At 61.4% G+C, this 20,475-nt stretch carries 29 protein-coding genes and 1 tRNA gene; 22 read left to right on the forward strand and 8 right to left on the reverse strand.

The window, feature by feature from the left end; translation table 11 throughout:
* Positions 1-41 precede the first annotated feature (41 nt).
* The 11 genes from ABIB00_RS15015 to ABIB00_RS15065 all read left to right on the forward strand — a co-directional run bounded on the left by ABIB00_RS15015 (position 42) and on the right by ABIB00_RS15065 (position 6,257).
* Positions 42-1,211, forward strand: a complete 1,170-nt coding sequence (locus ABIB00_RS15015) for a phage portal protein (RefSeq protein WP_354104875.1) — start codon at positions 42-44, stop codon at positions 1,209-1,211.
* A complete protein-coding gene (locus ABIB00_RS15020) occupies positions 1,211-1,687 on the forward strand; it encodes a tail assembly protein (RefSeq protein ID WP_354104876.1) in 477 nt (158 codons plus the stop codon). The genes ABIB00_RS15015 and ABIB00_RS15020 overlap by 1 nt, the downstream gene beginning before the upstream one ends.
* Entirely contained in the window at positions 1,687-2,013 is a 327-nt protein-coding gene (locus ABIB00_RS15025) for a gene transfer agent family protein (RefSeq protein ID WP_354104877.1), read from the forward strand. Before ABIB00_RS15020 ends, ABIB00_RS15025 begins: the two co-directional genes overlap by 1 nt.
* 123 nt (positions 2,014-2,136) lie before the next feature.
* Positions 2,137-2,772, forward strand: a complete 636-nt coding sequence (locus tag ABIB00_RS15030) for an HK97 family phage prohead protease (protein WP_354104878.1) — start codon at positions 2,137-2,139, stop codon at positions 2,770-2,772.
* 32 nt (positions 2,773-2,804) lie between these two features.
* A complete protein-coding gene (locus ABIB00_RS15035; protein WP_354104879.1) occupies positions 2,805-3,929 on the forward strand; it encodes a phage major capsid protein in 1,125 nt (374 codons plus the stop codon).
* A gap of 12 nt (positions 3,930-3,941) precedes the next feature.
* Positions 3,942-4,514: a phage tail assembly chaperone gene (locus tag ABIB00_RS15040; RefSeq protein ID WP_354104880.1), complete on the forward strand. Its 573-nt coding sequence runs from the start codon at positions 3,942-3,944 to the stop codon at positions 4,512-4,514.
* Positions 4,514-4,855, forward strand: a complete 342-nt coding sequence (locus tag ABIB00_RS15045) for an HNH endonuclease (RefSeq protein ID WP_354104881.1) — start codon at positions 4,514-4,516, stop codon at positions 4,853-4,855. Before ABIB00_RS15040 ends, ABIB00_RS15045 begins: the two co-directional genes overlap by 1 nt.
* Positions 4,852-5,223: a hypothetical protein gene (locus ABIB00_RS15050; protein ID WP_354104882.1), complete on the forward strand. Its 372-nt coding sequence runs from the start codon at positions 4,852-4,854 to the stop codon at positions 5,221-5,223. Before ABIB00_RS15045 ends, ABIB00_RS15050 begins: the two co-directional genes overlap by 4 nt.
* Positions 5,224-5,225: 2 nt before the next feature.
* The gene (locus tag ABIB00_RS15055; protein WP_354104883.1) at positions 5,226-5,513 is read left to right on the forward strand and encodes a head-tail connector protein; all 288 of its coding nucleotides are present in this window, start codon (positions 5,226-5,228) and stop codon (positions 5,511-5,513) included.
* A 1-nt stretch (position 5,514) separates the two neighbouring features.
* A complete protein-coding gene (locus ABIB00_RS15060) occupies positions 5,515-5,937 on the forward strand; it encodes a DUF3168 domain-containing protein (RefSeq protein WP_354104884.1) in 423 nt (140 codons plus the stop codon).
* Positions 5,934-6,257 carry a phage head closure protein gene (locus ABIB00_RS15065; RefSeq protein WP_354104885.1) on the forward strand — a complete coding sequence of 108 codons (324 nt, stop codon included), beginning with the start codon at positions 5,934-5,936 and terminating at the stop codon, positions 6,255-6,257. Before ABIB00_RS15060 ends, ABIB00_RS15065 begins: the two co-directional genes overlap by 4 nt.
* 20 nt (positions 6,258-6,277) lie before the next feature.
* On the opposite strand, the gene ABIB00_RS15070 is transcribed toward ABIB00_RS15065, so the two are convergent.
* Positions 6,278-7,009: a hypothetical protein gene (locus tag ABIB00_RS15070; protein ID WP_354104886.1), complete on the reverse strand. Its 732-nt coding sequence runs from the start codon at positions 7,007-7,009 to the stop codon at positions 6,278-6,280.
* A 47-nt stretch (positions 7,010-7,056) separates the two neighbouring features.
* Here ABIB00_RS15070 and ABIB00_RS15075 point away from each other — a divergent pair, with 47 nt between their 5' ends.
* From ABIB00_RS15075 to ABIB00_RS15100, 6 genes are read left to right on the forward strand one after another with little or no spacing between them, the layout of a single operon-like run.
* Entirely contained in the window at positions 7,057-7,431 is a 375-nt protein-coding gene (locus ABIB00_RS15075) for a phage terminase small subunit P27 family (protein WP_354104887.1), read from the forward strand.
* Positions 7,409-9,034, forward strand: coding sequence for a terminase large subunit (locus tag ABIB00_RS15080; protein ID WP_354104888.1), 1,626 nt, complete (start codon positions 7,409-7,411; stop codon positions 9,032-9,034). The genes ABIB00_RS15075 and ABIB00_RS15080 overlap by 23 nt, the downstream gene beginning before the upstream one ends.
* Positions 9,034-9,426 (forward strand): HK97-gp10 family putative phage morphogenesis protein, encoded by a 393-nt coding sequence (locus tag ABIB00_RS15085; protein ID WP_354104889.1) that lies wholly within the window; start codon positions 9,034-9,036, stop codon positions 9,424-9,426. Before ABIB00_RS15080 ends, ABIB00_RS15085 begins: the two co-directional genes overlap by 1 nt.
* Positions 9,423-9,764 (forward strand): GTA-gp10 family protein, encoded by a 342-nt coding sequence (locus tag ABIB00_RS15090; protein ID WP_354104890.1) that lies wholly within the window; start codon positions 9,423-9,425, stop codon positions 9,762-9,764. The genes ABIB00_RS15085 and ABIB00_RS15090 overlap by 4 nt, the downstream gene beginning before the upstream one ends.
* Positions 9,748-11,970, forward strand: a complete 2,223-nt coding sequence (locus ABIB00_RS15095; RefSeq protein ID WP_354104891.1) for a phage tail tape measure protein — start codon at positions 9,748-9,750, stop codon at positions 11,968-11,970. Before ABIB00_RS15090 ends, ABIB00_RS15095 begins: the two co-directional genes overlap by 17 nt.
* A gap of 37 nt (positions 11,971-12,007) precedes the next feature.
* The gene (locus tag ABIB00_RS15100) at positions 12,008-12,874 is read left to right on the forward strand and encodes a hypothetical protein (protein ID WP_354104892.1); all 867 of its coding nucleotides are present in this window, start codon (positions 12,008-12,010) and stop codon (positions 12,872-12,874) included.
* 24 nt (positions 12,875-12,898) lie between these two features.
* Here ABIB00_RS15100 and ABIB00_RS15105 read toward each other — a convergent pair whose 3' ends face one another.
* Entirely contained in the window at positions 12,899-13,255 is a 357-nt protein-coding gene (locus ABIB00_RS15105; protein WP_354104893.1) for a hypothetical protein, read from the reverse strand.
* Positions 13,256-13,675: 420 nt separating this feature from the next.
* Here ABIB00_RS15105 and ABIB00_RS15110 point away from each other — a divergent pair, with 420 nt between their 5' ends.
* The 5 genes from ABIB00_RS15110 (at position 13,676) to ABIB00_RS15130 (ending at position 15,879) form a co-directional block, all read left to right on the forward strand.
* Entirely contained in the window at positions 13,676-13,909 is a 234-nt protein-coding gene (locus tag ABIB00_RS15110) for a hypothetical protein (RefSeq protein WP_354104894.1), read from the forward strand.
* A 172-nt stretch (positions 13,910-14,081) separates the two neighbouring features.
* Positions 14,082-14,291, forward strand: coding sequence for a hypothetical protein (locus tag ABIB00_RS15115; RefSeq protein ID WP_354104895.1), 210 nt, complete (start codon positions 14,082-14,084; stop codon positions 14,289-14,291).
* Positions 14,281-14,454: a hypothetical protein gene (locus tag ABIB00_RS15120; RefSeq protein WP_354104896.1), complete on the forward strand. Its 174-nt coding sequence runs from the start codon at positions 14,281-14,283 to the stop codon at positions 14,452-14,454. Before ABIB00_RS15115 ends, ABIB00_RS15120 begins: the two co-directional genes overlap by 11 nt.
* A gap of 119 nt (positions 14,455-14,573) precedes the next feature.
* Positions 14,574-14,846, forward strand: coding sequence for a hypothetical protein (locus ABIB00_RS15125; protein ID WP_354104897.1), 273 nt, complete (start codon positions 14,574-14,576; stop codon positions 14,844-14,846).
* On the forward strand, positions 14,821-15,879 hold the full coding sequence (locus tag ABIB00_RS15130; protein ID WP_354104898.1) for a tyrosine-type recombinase/integrase: 1,059 nt from the start codon (positions 14,821-14,823) through the stop codon (positions 15,877-15,879). Before ABIB00_RS15125 ends, ABIB00_RS15130 begins: the two co-directional genes overlap by 26 nt.
* Here ABIB00_RS15130 and ABIB00_RS15135 read toward each other — a convergent pair.
* The 6 genes from ABIB00_RS15135 to plsX all read right to left on the reverse strand — a co-directional run bounded on the left by ABIB00_RS15135 (position 15,843) and on the right by plsX (position 20,305).
* A complete protein-coding gene (locus ABIB00_RS15135; RefSeq protein ID WP_354104899.1) occupies positions 15,843-16,814 on the reverse strand; it encodes a hypothetical protein in 972 nt (323 codons plus the stop codon). The genes ABIB00_RS15130 and ABIB00_RS15135 overlap by 37 nt on opposite strands.
* 185 nt (positions 16,815-16,999) lie before the next feature.
* Positions 17,000-17,077, reverse strand: a tRNA-Pro gene (locus ABIB00_RS15140).
* A 110-nt stretch (positions 17,078-17,187) separates the two neighbouring features.
* Positions 17,188-17,766 (reverse strand): MerR family transcriptional regulator, encoded by a 579-nt coding sequence (locus ABIB00_RS15145; protein ID WP_354104900.1) that lies wholly within the window; start codon positions 17,764-17,766, stop codon positions 17,188-17,190.
* Between the two features lie 27 nt (positions 17,767-17,793).
* Positions 17,794-18,135: an integration host factor subunit alpha gene (locus ABIB00_RS15150; protein WP_026311906.1), complete on the reverse strand. Its 342-nt coding sequence runs from the start codon at positions 18,133-18,135 to the stop codon at positions 17,794-17,796.
* Positions 18,136-18,266: 131 nt separating this feature from the next.
* Complete coding sequence (locus tag ABIB00_RS15155) at positions 18,267-19,247, reverse strand: beta-ketoacyl-ACP synthase III (RefSeq protein ID WP_354104901.1); 981 nt, start codon at positions 19,245-19,247, stop codon at positions 18,267-18,269.
* A complete protein-coding gene (plsX, locus tag ABIB00_RS15160; RefSeq protein ID WP_354104902.1) occupies positions 19,244-20,305 on the reverse strand; it encodes a phosphate acyltransferase PlsX in 1,062 nt (353 codons plus the stop codon). The genes ABIB00_RS15155 and plsX overlap by 4 nt, the downstream gene beginning before the upstream one ends.
* Between the last annotated feature and the right edge of the window lie 170 nt (positions 20,306-20,475).

Raw genomic sequence — 20,475 nt, forward strand, 5'->3', positions numbered from 1 at the left:
TCGAGACCAAGGCCAGCCTCGCTGAGCCCGACGACTTCCTGTTGTCGCTGTTCGGCGCTGGGCAGACTGTAGCCGGCGCGTCCGTAACTCCTTTCAGCGCAATGTCGTGCGCGCCCGTCGCGTGCGCCGTGCGGTCCATCTCCGAAGCAGTCGGCCAGCTCCCCTTGCGAATCTACCGGCGGCTTCCCGATGGCGGCAAAGAGCCGGCGACGGACCATCCCCTCTATCGGCTCCTGGGCGATGCCCCGAACGCCTGGACCCCGGCCTCGCTATTCCGGTCCCAGGTAACGGCCGACGCGCTGCTCCAGCCCTACGGGGGCTTTGCGCAAATCGTACGCGTTGACGGCAAGCCCTATGAGCTGATCCGGCTCGACCCGGCGCTTTCGTCGATCGTCGTGGACTACTCCAATTACGAACCGGCCTACGCCATCAAGGCAGACGGCAAGAACCCGGCCCGCGAAATTCCCGCCGCCGATCTCATCCACCTTCATACCCCGGCCTATCGCCCGTCGCGCGGCCTTGTCGGCGAGGCCCGCGAGGCCATCGCGCTGTGCATGGTCCTGGAGCAATATGCGGCACGTCTGTTCGGCACCGGCGCCCGTCCGTCTGGCGTGCTCTCGCTCAAAAGCAACATGACACCGGACGCCATCGCGAAGGTGCGGGCAGCTTGGCAAGCCGCGCACGGCGGCTCCAACAGTGGCGCTACCGCGATCCTGCCGGGTGACGTGAACTGGCAGGCGCTCGCCCTGACCTCGGTGGATGCCCAGTTTTTGGAGATGAGGCAATTTGCCATCCGAGAGGTGGCAAGAATCTTTCGCGTCCCGGCGCACATGCTGATGGACACCGACCGCGCCACACCGCGCAGCATCGAAAGCCTGGGCCAAGAATTCATTTCGATGACATTGCTGCCCTGGCTCAAGGCCTGGGAACAGTCGCTCGAATTGAAGCTCTTGGCGAAAGAAGAGCGCGACCAGTTTTGCATCGAATTCAATCTGGACGCCTTTGCCCGCGCTGATCTGCTCGCGCGAGCCCAGGCGCTTTCCGTCGCGGTCGCGGCGCGCATCCTCAATCCCAACGAAGCCCGGTCGATCGGGTTTGGACTGCCTGCTTACCAGGGCGGCGACAAATTCGAGAACCCGAATACTTCATCTGCACATGCAGGCGGCGCGTTGAACGCCGGCAACGACAACAGCAATCAAGAGGCCGCCTAATGCTTCGCACGGTCCATCTGCACGGAAAGCTCGGCAAAGAGTTCGGCCAGTCCCATCGCTTTGACGTAGCGACCGCCGGCGAGGCCTTGCGCGCGCTCAACTGCGCTTTTCCTGGTCGCTTCGTGAAGGCACTAGAGGACGGCTATTACAAAGTCGTCCGCGGCGACAAGCGGAACGGGATGCAGCTCGATCTTGAGCTGGTCAACGGCTTCAATCTCGGCATCGCCGACCTCCTCGCACTATCGGGCGCCTCTAAGCTGCTCACCAAGCCTGCCGGCCAGCAAACCCAGGCCTCCGATGGCCTCAACGTCAACGGCGGCAACATCGGCAATTCGGGCCAGCAAGGTAACGCAGTCCCGCTGATCTACGGCGAGTGCCTGGTCGGCACTACCCCGGTCGAAGTCTGGTCGGACGTGGAAGACATCAGCGTCTACGCCGACAGCAACGGCTCGATTGAGACGGCGTTCGAGCAGTGATGATGAGCCCATACACAACCTTCTTTGGCGACGGCGATCACGCGTTCAAGCTCACGCCTGAATTGGTGCGCGAGCTTGAGACCAAGTGCGGCCCCATCGGCGCGCTCTGCAATCGCGTGTTTGCGCGCAACTTCGCCCAGGCCGACATCAATGAAACCATCCGCCTCGCATTGATCGGCGCCGGCACCGCACCCAAGCGCGCGGCCGAATTGAACGCGGCCTATGTCGACGGCCGACCGCTGGTCGAAACGTATGAGCTTGCGGCCAAAATTTTGGAGCGGACGCTTCTCGGCAATCCTCATGGAGACAAAGCAATTGCAAGTTAATCTCACCGCAAACGGCGCCACCACCCCAGTGCGTTGGTCTGGCGGCGTCGGATCAGTCGCCGCCTGGGGCGCTTTCGGCGGAGGAACCGTCGCGCTCCAAATGTCCCCTGACAACGGCACCACATGGATGAACGTCGATCGGAGCGGCGAAGCCTACGTGACCTATACGGCCCCGGGCAACGGCGACTTCCAGATTGGCCTTTGCCTGCTCCGCTTCAATCTCACCGGCGCTACCTCGCCCGCCGTTTGGGTGTCGCTGTGAGCGTCGATCGCCTTGAGATCAAAGCAACGCTCAGCGTCACCGATGCCGGCGAGATCGTCGGCACCGCTTGGCCGTTCGGCGAGCCAGACACGACCGGCGACCTGATCGTCAAAGGTGCGTTCAACTTCGTCTCGAACGAGCTTCCCATCCTGTTCCAGCACAATCCGGCCGACCTGATCGGCACCTGGACCGATGCTGCGGAGACCAATGACGGCTTGGTAGTGAAGGGCAAGCTCCACATGGATCAGCCGCGCGCCCGCACCGTGCTCGGCATGGTCAAGAGCGGCTTGGTCTCCGGTTTGTCGATTGGCTTCAAAACCAAGTCCTCAACCCAACAGGGACGCAACAGGGTGATTGCCGCGCTCGATTTGTTTGAAATCAGCGTCGTTCGCAACCCCGCCCATCCCCGCGCGCGTATCACCGCCGCAAAATCATACGACACCGCGGAAGCGGTGGCCGCAGTCATTCGACGCTTCACGGCGGCGTCAACCAACTGACCTCAACCTCTGAAAGGCAAAGTCCCACTCCAATGAAGCATGTTTCCCCCATCGAACTGAAAGATACCGGCGCCGGTAACGACGACCCGGCCGCGATCGTGACCAAAGCTCTCGAAGGCTTCCAGGGCACGTTCGAAGATCGCATCAAGGCAATCGAGACCAAGTCGGCCGAACGTCTCGACCGGCTCGAAGCCAAGCTCAACCGCCAAGGCCACGGCGCTGGCGCGGAAGTCGAGACCAAGTCGTTCGAGACCTTCCTTCGCCACGGTCCCGACAGTCTCAGCGAGATCGAAAAGAAGTCGCTGGGCGCCGCCGGCAATACCGTACTCACGCCGCCGGAATTCGGCGCGGAAGTGCTTAAGCTCCTGCGCCAGTTCTCGCCCATTCGCCAGTATGCGCGCGTCGTGACGGTTGGCTCTGCACAGGTCCAGTATCCGCGTCGCACCGGCTCGACCGCCGCGACCTGGGTGGCCGACACCGCCGACCGCACCTCAAGCGATCCGACTTACGAAGGCGTGAACATCACACCTTTCGAAGCGGCGACCTATACCGATGTGTCCAATCAGCTCCTGGAGGACAACGCCTACAATCTCGAAGGCGAGCTGGCTTCCGATACGGCGGAATCGTTCGGCATCGCGGAAGGCACCGCATTCGTGAAGGGCAACGGCACCACTCAGCCAGCCGGCCTGATGACCGCCAGCGGCATCAACCAGATCATCACCGGCGCCGCTGCCAACTTCCCAAGCTCAACGCCGGCCGACGTACTCATTGGCATGTTCCACGCAATCCCGACTCTCTGGGCACAGCGCGGCGCGTGGCTGATGAACCGCAACACGATCGCGGCCATCCGTCTCTTCAAGGACGGCATGGGCCGTTACCTCCTGATCGACGACCTCGCCAATGGTGGCGCGCCGACGCTGCTCGGCCGTCCGATCGTTGAGGCGCCGGACATGGACGATATCGGTGCGAACAAGTTCCCCGTCCTGTTCGGTGACCTGTCCGGTTATCGCATCGTCGACCGCATCTCGTTCCAGGTGCTTCGCGATCCCTACAGCATGGCGACCAAGGGCCAGACCCGTTTCCACTCGCGCAAGCGCGTCGGCGGCTCGATCACGAACCCCGACCGGTTCGTGAAGCTCAAGGTTTCGGCGACCTAAGAGGACATGAACATGCGGCTCGCAGCGAATACATTCAGGCTCACGCTCGGCGACTTCAACGCCGAGCTAAGGCCGTCGCTGCGCGCCGCGTGGGTCCTCTACGAAAAATATGACGGCTTCCACAACCTTTCGCGTTATCTCGCGGAAGGTAGTCTGACCACCGCCCTCGACATCATCAGCGCGACCATCGTCAATGCTAAGGCCTGGGGCGAGTACGCGCTTCCGACCAATGGCGTCGTCGTGCGCGATCTCTTGGCCACAACTGGCGATCTGATCGAATTCGTCATGCTGCTCGCTGGCGCCGACGATAAGCCTAACGGCGAGGCAGATACCGGCACGCCTATGCCGTTCGACGAATACTTTACAAATCTCTTCCAGATCGGCACCGGCTGGCTTGGCTGGGCGCCCGAGGACGTTTGGGACGCCACACCTGCCGAGATCCTCAACGCTCAGAAGGGCCGCATGGAAATGCTTAAGGCCCTGTTCGGCAGCAAAGAGCAATCGGCCAGCACTGCCGACGTTACCAGCATCAAGGACGACCTCAACGCCATCGGCGACCTTACCAACCATGTGAGGCGAGGCTAATGTCCTTCAAACCCCGTCGTGTTTGCAGCTGCGGCAAGGTCGTCTGGGCTGGCGAGCTGTGCGCCTGCCAGATCAAGCGCAAGGCTGAAAGCGATCGGCGCCGGCCGAACGCCAACGATCGCGGCTACGACAGCAAGTGGCGCCGCGAAAGCAAGGCGTTCCTCGCACTGCCAGAGAACCGTTTCTGTGCATGTGGCTGTGGTCGGCTTGCCGATTGCGTCGATCACAAAACACCCCATCGCGGCGACAAGAAGCTGTTCTGGTCGCGATCCAATTGGCAGCCGCTCGCAAGTTCGCCCTGCCATGCCAGCCGCAAACAATCGGAGGAATGCCGGCAATGAGCGACAAGGCACTTTGGCGCGCCGTCATCCACCAAGCGATCACGGATGCAGCGCAACCACTCTCGACCAAGCGGCGATCAGCCCGCCTCGACCAGATGCGTACGCGCGAATGGCTCACTGAGCCGAACAGCGACTTTGAGGACGTTTGCAGTCTGGCAGAGCTAGATCCCAGCAAGGTGCGCAAGCATGCACTGCCCTTGATCGCAGAGGCAGCGAAGAACGATCAGCCGATGCCAGAGCGCACACGGCGGCGTCGTGTTCGCTTCTCGGCGAGACATACCCCGGGGGTGGGTGAAAACATCGCAAACGACCGCCGCGACCGGTCCATTCCCTCGACGCAAGAGACCACCCAATTGGAGATTTTTTGACCATGCCTGGTATCACCCTGGAGCAGGCCAAAGCCCATCTCAACGTCACGATCGACGCCGACGACGCCTTGTTGTCGGACAAGCTCGCCGCGGCGAAGGCCTGGATTGGCGCCTATACGGCGTCCGATCCCGACGCAAACGGCACACCGGCCCCGGTTAACGAGGCGGTGCTGCAATTGACCGCGCACCTTTACGAGAACCGAGAGGCAACCTTGATTGGCGTCACCGCGACCGCGCTGCCATTCGGTTTCCTCGATTTGCTCGCCTCTTACCGCGCATTTGCCTTCTGAAATGACCGCTTTTGACCCCTCGCTGGACCTGCAAAAGGCCATTCGGCAGCGCCTATTGGCGAGTGCTGAGCTTCTGGCTCTGGTCGATCCCGACGCGATCATTGACGCAAACGGCCGGCCAGAGCGCATGTCGTGCGTACAGCTTGGGGAGGGACAGACCCTGTTCCGGCGCTGGGACGCGACGACGCACGCCACGCTGCACGTCTGGTTCCAAGAGCCGGGCTTGGTCCAGTGTAAGCAGGCCGTGAGCGCCATCGTTGAGGCCTTGCGCGTTGACGCCCAGGTCAGCGGCGTCCTGGTCCTCGATCACTTCACCTGCCACGACCTCATGGTAACGCAGACGCGCTACCTCCGCGACCCGCATGCCTCATTCAGCCACGGCATTGTCACCGTCGCCGGCATCATGACAGCGAGGGCGGCATGAGGGCCGGCAACCTCGATCGCGTCATTGAGATTCAGCGCCGCACCACCGGCCTAGACCTCTATGGCACGCCAGTGGAGACCTGGACGCTGGTCGCTTCCATGCGCGCCAAGCTCCTGAAGAATGCCACCGACACACAGGAAGGGCAGCGCGGCGCCATCACCAATGCTGTCTTGACCTTCCGCACGCGCTACCTGGACGGCGTGACGCTGGAAAACCGCGTCACCTATCAGGGCCAGCAATTCCAGATTATCGCAGTTAGCGAGATCGGCCGGCGCGTTGGCCTGGACCTGACCTGTGAGCACACAGGTGCTTCCACGTGACCCCGAAGCGTGCAAGTGCCCTAATTGACGGTCAGATTTCTCTCCTGAGCCGCCAGATTTTTACGCTGACTTTCCAGCGAAGGCAGGAAGTTACTGATCTCCTTCGAAAGCCTCCGAATGGCTTCCACGGTCAGTCTAATTTCATCTTGCAGACCAGCAGAACGAAGCTGCCCCGGCGGGCGCGCGGCCAGCGTCTCGCCCAGCCTTTCCAATCGCCACATGAGGGTAGTTATAGTTCGTCCGAAGCCGTGCGGGGCGCTTGCCGCAGACTCGCTGAGATAAATGCGAGCCTTATGATACAGCTCCTTCAGTCGATGTTCGAAATCGAATTCAATGTAAGCTTCATCGGAACTCTCCGGCGGAAACTTAGCAGCCACATCCTCAAGATATGCCTTTGCAAGCTTGAGTGCCGCGATAGCAGAATCGGTTTCGTTCAGCTTCTCCTCATTGCGCAGGCGCGCCGATTCGCGGGCCTGGGAATGCATGGAGCGGAGTTGGTCCTGGGCGCCGGAATATGCGAGCCAAGCGGCAAATATAGCGCCGCCAAGACCGATCAACCCGCCGGCCAAATTTTCGTGCGCACCCATGGCGCAACCGATCCATTTTGGCCATTGCGCGGAGCGGAAGGTCGCAAAACATCGCGCATCTTCGGCGATATGCGCATAGGCGTGAGCGAAAGCGAGAATGCCTACAACGACAAGCATCAAGCCAAGAGCAATCGCTGTACCAAGAAGCCACTTGGGAGTCTTCATGGTTCATACTTGCCAAGCACATATGCGTTTGTCGAGAGGCTTGCGGCATGAGAGGCCGCAAACCAGAGCTTACCGCCGACGCCGCGTCCCTCGATGCAACGACCAAACCGCCTTCCTGGTTAGGAAAAGCGGCGAAGGCCGAATGGCGCCGCGTCATGCCCGAGCTCGCCAAGCGCCGCATCCTAACCATCGCGGACCTAGGCTCATTGGAGAGCTATTGCGTAGCCATGGGCAGGGTTCGCCAGTTGGAAGGGCTCCTGCGAACCGAGATCGACCTAAAGCTCCTCCGCGCTCAGGACAAGAGCATGGTGACCGCGCGCCAACTCGCCGCTGAGCTGGGTCTCACGCCCGTCTCCCGATCGCGTCCGGCTGTGCGCGACAACGACAACGAAGGCGACGATGAAAACCCGCTCGCCCTCTAAGGACACCTATCCGCATTGGATCTTCGACGACACGCCCATTCCCGACCCGTTCGGCTATGGCGAGCGCGCGGTCGAATTTCTCCGGCGGCTTAAGCATCCCAAATCGACCCTCGCCCGGAAGCAATTCCAGCTCGACCCGTGGCAGGAACGTATCGTCCGCGGCATCTATGGACCCCGCGACGACGCCGGCAACCGAATTGTCAGCATCGTTGTGATCCTGGTCCCCCGCGGCAACCGCAAGACCAGCCTATCCGCCGCGCTGGCGCTGCTTCACACGATCGGCCCCGAGCGCGTGCCCGGCGGCGAGGTGATCTTTGCCGCCAGCGACCGCAGCCAAGCCGGCATTGCGTTCAAGGAAGCGCGCGGCATCGTCCAGGCGGATACCAAGCACCTTGTCCCGGTAACGAAGGTCTACGACGCCTTCAACAGCGCCAAAAAGATCGCCTATCCCCACGATGGGACCGAGCTGGAAGTGATCTCGGCAGATGCACCGAGCAAAGAAGGCCGGACCCCTAGCTTCGTGCTCGCCGACGAACTTCATGTGTGGCGCGGTGACGGTCTCTGGACTGTCCTAACCAACGGCCTGGACAAGATCGATAACGGCTTGCTTGTGGTCGCGACGACGGCCGGCCGTGGGGACGATAGCAAGGCCTGGGAAGTGATCGAACGCGCCCGCAAGATCGCGCGGGGCGAGATCGTCGATCCGACCTGGTTGCCGGTCCTATTCGAGGCGCCGGCCGATTGCGACTATGCCGACGAAGAGCTTTGGAAGCGCGTCAATCCAGGCAGCGCCCACGGCTATCCTTCGATTGCCGGTTTCCGTAAGCATGTGGCGCGCGCAAAGGACAGCCCGTCCGAGCGTGCCCGATTGCTCCAATATAAGCTCAACGTCTGGCAGGCCCATTCGACCAGCCCGTTTGTGGACATGGCGACCTATGATCGCGGCGCGGCCCCGATCGGCTATGAGGCCTTGCGCGGTGCGCCGTGCTGGATTGGTGTCGATATGTCGAAAACAACCGACTTGTCCGCGGTGGCGGCCTGCTTCAAAGACGGCGACACGTATACTGTGCTTCCGCACTTCTTTTGCCCCGAGGCGGATATCCTCCGGCGCGGCGACGTTGACGGTGTGAACTATGAGCAGTGGAGCCGCGATGGCTTCCTGACTGCCACCCCAGGTAACACGATAGACAATGGTGCCGTCGCTGACCACATCAGGGCGCTTGCAGAACGGTATCAGATCCAGGAAGTCGGGTTTGACGTCACCTATGCGCAAGCCGTGATTGCACCGCTAGTTGAGGAAGGCTTTCCGGTCGTCACTATCCGGCAAGGGTGGGCAACGCAGTCGCCGGCCCTCAACATTCTTGAGGCCGCGATCATCGGCGGCAACTTTCGCCACGGCGGACACCCGATCTTGCGCTGGAATTTCTCAAACGTCGCTATCCACACCGACACGAATTCGAACCGGGTCATCCACAAGACCAAATCGACCGACCGGATCGACGGTGTCAGCGCGGCATGGATGGCTGTTTCGCGCGCCGCTGCCGGCGAAGGCGGTTCGTTCCTCGATAACCCCGAGATCACTGCCGACATGCTGGTGCTCTGATGGCGGACGACCTCGAAACCTATCTCGCATCGTTGCCAGACAAGCTGACCGAGCATCTATCGGACGTTCTGCGGGAGCAAGCATTCCGTCTATCGGATGCCCAGCGCGAAGCATTGCGTTCCCTTGAGGAGTCGCCGGAGTCCGGCGCCTTGGAGGCGTCCTGCACCGTCGCTCCCGGCGCCAATGATCTCGAATACATCGTGCAGGCCGGCGGCGACATGACGACCAAGGAAGTCCGCGAAGGAAGCGGCAAGCCATACGATTACAGCGAGGCTTTTGAGTACGGCACCTCGCACCAACCGGCGCGACCGTTTTTCTGGCCGACCTACCGGGCGATGAAAGACGACATCCAGGAAGCCATCAATGATGCAGTTAGTGAGGTACTGAAATGAGTGAAGTTGACCCGTGCGCCCGAACGATCACCTGGGGCGAGCGAACCTATAACCTGAATCTCAATCACCCGTGGGTCCGCCGCGTGCTGAGCTACCGCGGCATCAATGGGAAGCCGGCGGCGTCGCTCCTGCTTGGATTTGAGACCGGCGCCTATTCGATCGACGACATCGAACGCCTCCTGGAACTCGGTTTGATCGGCACCGGCGTGCCGGAACGTGACGCCGACAAGCTTCTAGATCAGCATGTTCGGGGCGGGCCCATCGCTGCCAACGCCGCCGCCGCCGCCGGCCTCCTCATGGCTCTTTACGTAGGAAAGCCCGATGGCGCCCGCTCTTAATATCCCGATCAAAGTCACCGGGCTCGACACCTTCAAGAGCCAGATGAATGAAACCTCCGTACTCGCGGCGAACGCAGCGCGTGCAGTCACGGCGACGACCATCAAAATGTCAGCCGGGTTTCTCGCGTCCCAGGGCGCGGCCGGCACGGCAACGCTCGCTTTCGGGCGACTGCTTACCGCCCTCCGACCGATCGCGCTTGGTATTGCCGCCGTCGTCGATACGTTCGAATTCCTAAAGAAGAGCGTTGAGCTGGCAGGCCAGCAGATCGAAGCCTTCAACGCGATTGCAGCTAAGGCCGGCTCGAGCGGAGTTGGAACCGACTTCTTTCAGCGCTTCACCAAGAGCGCGCCCAATGCTGTGCTGTCCATCGATCAGGTCACCGAGGCCCTACAGCACTTCAACAAAGCCTCGACTGAGCAACTTGGAGGTAGCGATCTTCAACAGCGGATCGACACTCTCTTGAAGGCCGAGAACTTCGCGGGCAACGCCGGGGTTGGCCAGTTTGCGCGGTCGACGAACACCGAGATCAAGCTTCGCGCAATCGTCTCTCTGATCGACCAGGCGATGCAGAAAGGCGAACGGCTGGCTGCACTCGATATCGCCGGCAAGGCGTTCGGCGAGCCGGTCGCGACGGCGTTGCGCGCGGACAACGGCTACCTGGACCAGATGCTTCAGAAAGCTGACGCCATGTCCAAGGCGGAGATCGTCAGCCAAGACGACATCGGCCGCGCTATCCAGCTTCGCGACCGGATGGACGAAGCCCAGAAGATCCTCGCCGACAAATGGAAGCCCGTTCAGCAGGACATGGCCCAGCTCGGTATCAACTTCAAAGACAACTGGGTCTCTGTGGTCGAAACGTTTGTCGAGCTTGTCGGGCTGGCAGACAAGCTCTATGGCGTGCTCAAGCAGATCCCGGACGCCTTCGCCGCCATGGGAAGCTCATCGATCTGGACCCGCATGACCGAGATGACCGGCGCGCTGGGCCTGAATTCCGACCCGGCCTCGCTCGGCATTGAGACTGGCTTGGACGCACAGCGCCTGGACGGCACCAATAGGCTGCGGGCGGCCATGATGAACCCGGCCAACGTACAGCGCGCCATGCAGGAGGTGAGCAATGTCCAGTCGGGTGTTCGCCGCGATACGTTGAAGGCGCCGGGAGCCCCGACGACCAACCAGGACGACAAGGTCGACGCCGCGATCAATTCGCTACGCCGGCACACCCAGCAAGTAGAGGCCGACACCAAGGCGGTAGGCCTGGGTGAAGCAGCACTGGCCCGCTTCCGGGCGGAGGCCCAGGAGACCGCCGCCGTGCAGGCGAACGGTGGCCGCGAGACCGCCAACCAGGCGGCCAAGTTTAAGGAGCTACAGAACCGCGCGAGCGAAGCGGCTGAGGCGCTGGCGAAGACCAAGGTTCAATCCCAGATCGATTTCAGCCGGCAAACCGCGCTCATGTCGCCGGAGGACGTCCAGATCGCGCAAGAGCTACGTGGCGTCTATGGAAACGACATTCCGCGTGCGCTCGCTTCCACTGAAGCAGCGGCGATCCGAGTAAACAACGCCTTGAAGGGGGTTGGAGATGCTTTCAGCAGTTCGCTGAATGGCCCGCTGACCGATTTCGAGATGGGCACCAAGAACGCGACCCAGTCGCTGCAATCATTCGCCAGTAGCTTTGCGCGCTCCCTGTTGCAGATGGCAAACCAAGCCTTGATCATCAAGCCGTTGCTTTCCGGCATCGGCAGCGTGTTCGGCCTGGGCTCTGGCTCATCGCCCGTCATGTCGTCTGGACTTGGCGCCGGCACTGGCGGCTTGAGCTTCCCGATGTTCGCCGACGGTGGCGCCGTCTCTGGTCCCGGCACCGGCCGCTCGGATTCGATCCTGGCGAGGCTGAGCCACGGCGAGTTTGTCGTGAACGCCGACGCCACGGCCAAAAATCGCGCCGTGCTAGAGCAGATCAACCGTGGCGTCCCCAGGTTTGCCGATGGCGGACTGGTCGGCGGCACCGGCAGCACTGCGGCGCCCATGATTGCTCCCGCGCATGTGATCGCGCCGTCGATCGCTGTCACCGTGCAGGGCTCTCCCGGCCAGTCGGCGCAGGACCATCAGCGGATGGGCGAGAACATCGCCCAGGCAGCCCAGCACCAAATCAAGACCCTGATAGCCCAGGAACTCCGCACACAGCGACGACCGGGCGGCGTGCTGCGATAAAGCGCGTAACCCTGAAGGTGAACGCTATAAAGCGAGATTGAACCCCAAATGCGAAAGCCACCCGGCGGCGAACCCGGATGGCTTTCTGGAGGACCCGAACGTGCCGTTGCTTAAGAGAACGTCCGAAGCTCACCATCTATATAGCGCGACCAGCGCCACTCCGCAGGACAACCGGCCTCAAAACCGGTCGAAAAAAGTCCCGCAGCGGGTCCGCCAGTCTACCTTCAAAGACAAGAAAATCCTCGAAAAAATAGCCGCTTTCCGCGTTCCGGCACACATGCTGGCGGAAGAGATTTCAGTTGCACACCCCACACCCTCTATTCCAACCCTTACTCCTCCCTCTCTTGCTCGCCCTACAGGCGCACCCAAGTCCTCTAACGACAACGTCCCCGTCTGGGCTCATACCGGCGACGTAGTCAAAGCCGTGGCCGCGACAGCGGCCCTCCAGATCGCAGAGAAGCCCGCCTATGCGTTCACCTTCAATTTGACGACAAAGGCGCGGGAGAAGGCCCTGACTCATCCCAAGGGCTTCCTGGAGTCCCTGAAGAGATCCTTTGACAAGCAGCTCGCCCGGGCTGGCATTCAGCTGCCGTATTGGTTCTGCATCGATCGCGATTGGGATGGCCGGCTGCATATCCATGGCGCCTTCGGTGGCGTCACCGAAAATGCGGTTCTGAAAGACATCATGCGCCGGGCCTGGGGTGAGGCACCGGAACGGGGTCGGCAATTCCAGATCAAGATCGTTCCTCTACGCGACGACGGTTGGGCGACCTACGCCACCCGCAATCTGGGCCGGGTATCAGGCAAGATCGGCCCTGCCGTCACTATGACCCGGCCGCTACAGCAGGACGCGCAATGGACCTACGAAGGGATTCGGCGGATCATGCGAGAGCAGGTTGAATAGATTGAGGTGCACTGCCAGCTAGTTCTAGAAGAGCCGGCACTCCGCCCCAACTGCGCCATCGACGAAATAAACCCGGACTTTCCACTTGGACGATTTCAGCTTTAGGTTCTGGTTGCAGTAGTAGTTCGCCAGCGCTGCGGCTTTAAGATCGAGCCGGTTGGGAAGGTAAAGGTCCAGACTGCTGTTCCATCCGCTAATGTCGAATTTGGTGGCATCGCCGGACGCCACAGCCATTGCTCCGGCCAAGCGAAGTGTATCGTAGTCCGCCGAGAAGCTTGCTTTCTGCAATGCCTCCTCCGCGTCTCTTTTTGCCTTCTCTTCCGGAGTAGGTCCTGGCGCGAGCGCGATACCTAAGCCGATAACTCCAACAATCACGATCACAACAAGACAGCCAACCGAAGACGCCGCGGATTTTACGGGTCTCTTCACCCCGCAATGAGGGCAAGTTTCTGCAGCAGTGCTCACCTGTGCGCCGCACTCGCGGCAAGGTTTTAACGCCCTAAATTCTCGCCCCCAATCCTGCCGTTCTGGGGCAAAAACGGTTCTATCGTCAAGGGCGGACTGCCCGGGTGATGGCCTTACAACGAAGAAAAAGCTGCTATCGAACCGGCGAGCAAACTCTGTAAGTAGCGACTGATCGAGATAAATAAGTCGGCTATTGACATGCTGGCTGAGCCTGAACGTGCGTCATCAGTAACGGCTTACATGCCGGTTTCGCGCTCTTGCCGCCGACTCGCAAATCGCGCATCTCGATTCCGTACATCACCAATCCGGCTGATGACCACATGCACGGGGTAATTGATGACGACAAAGTTTTCTTCTGAAATCACTTTTGATTTGAAGCGCCAACTCCTGGCAAGGCGCCTGCTTTCGACCGCGCGGGAGTTTGCCCGCGACCACGGCCTTCCGGACCTTGACCAGACCGCGCTGCGCCAAATGTCCGTCCAGCTCGACGACGTTGCCGGCGAGCTTCTGATGTTCGGTCACGACGTCTGGCCGGAGTCGGCCCGCAGTGAGGACAAGGCGGCGGCCTGAAAGTTTTTTGAGAATCCGCGCGTGATCCTGATCGCGAACGCTATAGCCAAGGTAGCGACTAGCTGCCCAGTCGGGGCTACTCGCTTCTCCTCTGTCAGTACAACCAGCCGGAGACCCATCGCCGGCTGGTTTCGTCAGGGAAGATCAATCCGACTGATGACAGGAGAAGTGAATGGCATTCCAGCCAACTAAAACCGACCACGTCGCGCTCGACCAGTTCCTCGAAACCGTTCTCGACGCCTACAAGAACGGCGACTCCGATCGGGATTCGTGTGTCGGCGTCATTGCCCACGCGATGACGGCGGCCGCGATCGACAACGAGACGGAGTTCAAGAACTACATCCGGTTGTCGGGAGAGAGGCTCTTCGAAGGTGTCCGATAAGCAGGACCCGACTGGCTTGCCGGCCGATGACGTCGCCGAGATCGACTCCCTTCTGGACTATCTCGGTCGCGCCCCGGATCACCTGCTGCGCGATCCAAGCGCACGCGCGACCCGCGTGCTCAAAGAGAGATATGGAATCGAGCGGGTTCTGGATCAGCGTTAGGCGTACACCAGGGTAACCAATAAAAAGGGCGCGGATCACACCGCGCCCTTTTTGCATCTCGGGCTCATTTTCCCTGCGTAGCCCTGAATCAGAACGCTATAGGCAAAGTCAGACACCGAATGTGGATGACGGAAGTGCAAGGTTTGACGAAGCGCGGGCTAACGAAGCAAGAGGCGGCCGAATACAGCGGCTGCAACAGCCTCGCCGCGTTCGATCGTTGGCAGCAAAAGGGCATCGTCCCGCCAGCGATCCCAGGGACCAACAGATGGGACAGGAAAGCCCTTGACGTGGCCCTAGACCGGGCATCGGGCCTTGTGACAGAATCAGCCCAGGAACTGACCCCCTACCAGCGCTGGAAAGCCGAGAATGCGCGTAAAGCCGAAGCCGCTTAAGCTCAAGGGCATCAACCGCGTCCCAAAGCGGCAGGCGGACGGCACGGTCAAAATCTACCTCTACCACCGAGCGACCGGCATCCGCCTGGACCCCGACCGGCTTGCGGAGACCTATGCGGACGCAGAGAAGCGGACCCGTCGGCGTAGCGAAAAGACGCTCGTCGATCTCATTCGCCTATTCGATTCCTCCAGCACGTTCGCCGCGCTGAGCGAAGAGTCTCGGAAGCAGTACCCGTGGAAGCTCAAGCGCATTGAGCAGCAATGGGGAACCGTCCCCGAGGACACCTTCAACAACGCAGATGACGCTGACTCTTTTGCGGCGGACGCCCTCGCCTGGCATCAAGAGCTAGGCAAGACTTCGCGCCGATCGGCCGACAATCTCATGTCGGCGCTCTGCCGCGTGCTCTCGTTCGCGAAAGAACAGCGGCGGATCAAGCACCACCCTATCCCGACCTTCCACCGGCTCTACAAGAGCGACCGGGCCGATAAGACGTGGTCGGAGGAGCTACAGCAGCAGTTCATCAAGACCGCGCGTGCAGCCATGGCAACGGCAATGATCCTGGTGCGAAATACCGCCATGCGCGCTAGCGACGTCCGCAAGTTTGCCTGGACGCGTTACGACGGGGCGCGGGTACAAATCCGATCAAGCAAGACCAGCAAAATGCTTTGGATCCCCGCCACGCGGGAGTTGAAAGCTCACCTCGACGCCCTGCCCCGCGCTGGCGCGCTGGTCATGTTGACGCCGACCGGCAAGGCCTACACCAAGCGCTACTTCAACGACCATTGGCGCGAGGATGCGGACGCGGTAGGCGCAGGCGATCTCAACTTTCACGATAACCGGGGCACCGCCGCCACCTTGCTCGCTGAGGCCGGCGCGACTGCACCGGAGATCGCGGAGGCGCTAACCTGGACCGTGGATAAGGCTCAGCGCATCATTGATGCTTATCTCGCCCGGCGCGGTGTTCTTGCAGCGAATGCCTACCTGAAACTTGAAAACTATCGGGACAAGCTCGCGGACGCTGGTAACCACTGATCTTCGAAACCTGTTTTCCCGGTGGAGCGCAAGTTCTTTGACATCTCGTCGATCCTCGTCCGCGCGGTGCCAATCCACTTATAGACGCCGGGATTGAAGAGGTTTGCCACAGCCTTAAAGTCACGTTCGACGAGCTTGTAGGTCTCTGGAGGAGCGTTAGGGGGGATCAATTTTACGGAGGCGATCGCGACGTCGAGAGCGCGGATAACCTCACCTTTTGCAGCTTCCTCGTCCAAGGCTAGCGCAAACCGCATCTGATCCTTGTAGCGATCGTGCGTCTTATAGACGAAGTCATTTATCTGAGGCCAAACTTCCGTCTGGATTTTTTCGCGTCTCGCGCTGAGTGCAATCGCGAAACCGTTAGGTCCCATATTGGGTATCGCGCCTTGCCAGTTGACCACCTGCGATTCCAGTTGAAAGAATGACGGCGAGACTACATCCTCAATCAGCCTGTGTGCGTCGGTCAACGCGTCAAGCATCTCTCTGACGTCACGCTCGGTGTAGGTTACCTTTATTGCAGTTTTTGCGGGCGCCACTTCGGGCGGGGCCGTCTGCGGCGGAGGGACCACCGGCATTTGGTTAGCATTCGAACCTGGGAGACTCGGCAACACGGCCACTTTCGTGGCTGAGCCGCCGAACGTGGCGAAGACGGCTCCGATCAACGCGACGCCGAGGCCAATAAAAATCAAAGTAAGTCCAATGACCATTTTTTTGGTCCTCGCGCGAAGAACTGGTCCGAGCACTCGGGCCGGCATCTTGTCCTCTAGAACGGCCCGTAAGTTTGCAATGAGGTCTTGTTGATGAGCGAGCCTCTGGCTGTAGATCAGCCCGACCACGATCCAGCCGACCGCGATCCCGGAGCACAGGGCGGCAAGAAACGGTAACGGAGCCATCATCACGACGGCCCAGTTTTCGGAGATGACTTTCCACTCCATGTAGCGAGCTTAAGCTGCGATTCTCGCAAAAAGCGAGCCCGGAACTGGGCGATCGGGAAGGCCGTGCGGCAGGAGTATTGCAGGTTGGATAGAACGACACGCGAACAGAATTGCAAACTATCTGCAAACGGGCGGTTGGCTGCAAACCGACCGCCCAAAGATAGGTTTGATTTTATTGAGAAAAATGGTCGGAGCGAGAGGATTTGAACCTCCGACCCCTAGTCTCCCAGACTAGTGCGCTAACCGGGCTGCGCCACGCTCCGAACGTCGTTCCATTAGCTAGGATCGCCGGTTTGCGCAAGGCGAGGTCACACCATTTTGGTGCCTCTGCCGAACGGCCCCGGAACTGGCCCCAAGCGGAGGGAATCCGGCGCTAGGCCTCCTTCAGCGCCTGATCCAGCATTTCGCGGCAGGCCACGAGGTCGGCGAGCACCCGTCCGAGGCGCTCCCGGTCGATGGCGCTGGGGCCGGCGGGCGCGGCGGGGGTGCCGCCCTTGCGGAAGGTGGTGAGGATTTCCTCGTCGTCGGTCTCCGAGAAGCGGAAGTCGATGCCCTCCTCCTCCTCGCCCTGGTAGTCGTCATCGTCGCTGTCGCGGGCGCCGCGGACGCCGGTCTCCTCCTCGGGCTCCATCAGGCTCGCGCCGACGGCGTCCTCGATGGCGCCGAACGAGACCGCGGCCGCGCCGTCGGCCAGGCCCTGCACCGATTTGACGCCGTGCTCCTTGAGGATCCGCTGTACCCCGCGGATGGTGTAGCCCTCCCCGTAGAGCAGACGGCGGATGCCCTTGAGCAGGTCGACGTCGTCGGGGCGGTAATAGCGGCGGCCGCCGCTGCGCTTCATCGGCTTGATCTGGGAGAATCGGGTCTCCCAGAACCGCAGCACGTGCTGCGGAATGTCGAGTTCCTGCGCTACTTCGCTGATGGTTCGGAACGCATCCGGCGCCTTGTCCAAATGCCAAATCCTTATCCGAAAGGCGGTTTAAGCCTCGGGTTGTACCTTGCTGCCGTCGCCATTGGTGCGGTGCTGGGCGTTGATCCGCTGCTTCAGGATCGCCGACGGCTTGAACACCATGACGCGACGCGGCGAGATCGGCACCTCGGTGCCGGTCTTCGGGTTGCGACCGATGCGCTGGCCCTTCTTCCTGACCATGAAGGAGCCGAACGAGGACAGCTTCACCGTCTCGCCTTTCTCAAGGCAATCGGTGATCTCCTTCAGCACGAGTTCCACGAAGGCGGACGATTCCGTGCGCGACAGTCCCACCTTCTGGTAGACGGCTTCGCACAGATCGACACGCGTTACGGTTTTACTTTGATCGGTCATCGCCCTGCCCCACATCACGGCGAACAATTGTTGTCTGAAATTATGAGGTTACGATACGCCGGTCAACAGCGCTCATCAATGCAGACGCATCGATAATCGTGCTGATTCGGGCAAAATTTTATCGACTGTGGCTACCAGCGCACCAGCGCGGAGCCCCAGGTGAAGCCGCCGCCCATGGCTTCCAGCAGAACCAGGTCGCCGCGCTTGATGCGGCCGTCCTTGCGCGCCACCGCCAGCGCCAGCGGGATCGAGGCCGCCGAAGTGTTGCCGTGACGGTCCACCGTCAGCACCACCTTCTCCGGCGCGATATGGAGCTTGTGCGCGGAGGCGTCGATGATTCGCTTGTTGGCCTGGTGGGGCACGAACCAGTCGATGCTGTCGGCATTGAGCCCGGTCGCCTCGAAGGCGTCGACGATCACGTCGGTGATCATGCCGACCGCATGCTTGAAGACCTCGCGGCCTTCCATGCGCAGATGACCGACGGTCTGGGTCGAGGACGGCCCGCCGTCGACGAACAGCTTCGCCTTGTGGCGGCCGTCGGAGCGCAGATGCGTGGTCACGATCCCGCGGTCGGTTGCGGTGTTGCCCGGCTGCTCCTGCGCCTCCAGCACCACTGCGCCAGCGCCGTCGCCGAACAGCACGCAGGTGCCGCGGTCGTTCCAGTCGAGGATGCGCGAGAAGGTTTCCGCGCCAATCACCAGCGCGCGCTTGAAGGCGCCGGTGCGCAGGAAATTGTCGGCGGTGGCGAGCGCGAACACGAAGCCCGAGCACACCGCCTGAAGGTCGAAGGCCGCGCCATGGTTGATGCCGAGCCCGTGCTGGACGGCGACCGCGCTCGCCGGGAACGTGTTGTCGGGCGTCGAGGTCGCGAGCACGATCAGCTCGATCGACTGCGCGTCCACGCCGGCGTCGGCGAGCGCAGCCTGCGCCGCCTTGAGCGCCAGATGCGAGGTGAACTCGCCCTCGGCAGCGATACGCCGCTCACGAATGCCCGTGCGCTGCACGATCCACTCGTCGGACGTGTCGATGCGCGCCGCCAATTCGGCGTTGGTCACCACCTGCTCCGGCAAATAAGAGCCGCAGCCCAGCACGACCGAACGAATTTGAGTCACGAAACATCCTCCGGCGCGGTCGGCACGAAATTGAGTGCACCACCCTCGCGGTTGAGCATCTGATTGATCTTGTTGAGAAGATCGAATTTCACCATCTCATAGCCAACATCGATCGCATAGGCAAAGCCTTCGGCGCTGATTCCGCCATGGCTCTTGACCACGATCCCGTTCAATCCCAGGAGCACGCCGCCGTTGGACTTGTTCGGATCCATCTTGTTGCGCAGCGCCTGGAAGGCGCCGCGTGCCAGGAGATAGCCGAACTTGGACATCCAGCCCCGCATCATCTCGTTGCGGAGCAATTCCGCCATCTGCCGCGCGGTTCCCTCGGCGGCCTTCAGCGCGATGTTGCCGCTATAGCCTTCTGTGACGATGACGTCGGCCACGCCCTGGCCGATGCCGCCGCCCTCGACGAAGCCGAGATAGTCGAGCTCCGGCAGGTTCCTGGCACGCAGGATTTCGCCGGCTTCGCGAATCTCCTCGTGCCCCTTGATCTCCTCGACCCCGATATTGAGCAGGCCGACCGTGGGACGGTTCTTGTTGAACAACACGCTCGCCATCGCCGCGCCCATGATGGCGAGCGACACCAGATGGTGCGCATCGCCGCCGATGCTGGCGCCGAGGTCGAGGACGACGGAATCGCCGCGCTTGGTCGGCCACATACCGGCGATCGCCGGACGGTCGATGCCGGGCAGCGTGCGCAGGTGGAAGCGCGACATCGCCATCAGCGCGCCGGTATTCCCGGCAGAGACCGTAACATCCGCCTCGCCCTTTTTCACCGCATCGATGGCAAGCCACATGGAGGAGGTCTTGCGGCCGCGCCGGAGCGCCTGGCTCGGCTTTTCCTCCCCACTGACCGCGACGTCGGTATGGATGATCTTCGAGGCGGCCTTCAGCGCGGGGTGACGGTCGAGCTCGGGCTCGATCTTGGCGCGGTCCCCGACCAGCAGGAATTCGATCTCGCGATGCCTCTGGAGCGAGATGGCGGCTCCTGGAATGACCACGGCGGCGCCGGCGTCGCCCCCCATGGCGTCAAGCGCGATACGAACCTTGCTTGGCATAAAAGTCCTGGAAACCTGGTCTGGTGCGGTCTTGAACGAGCGGGGCCGCAAAGTGGGTTCGCCATCCATGTACATGGCGGTCGGCCAAGCGCCACGCGCACCCGGACCGGGCCGCGACAATAGCGTTTTGTTATCCCGAAACAACCTCTTGCCCCCAGCCTTTTGCATCC

Source organism: Bradyrhizobium sp. LB14.3 (assembly GCF_040547985.1).
Lineage (GTDB): Bacteria > Pseudomonadota > Alphaproteobacteria > Rhizobiales > Xanthobacteraceae > Bradyrhizobium.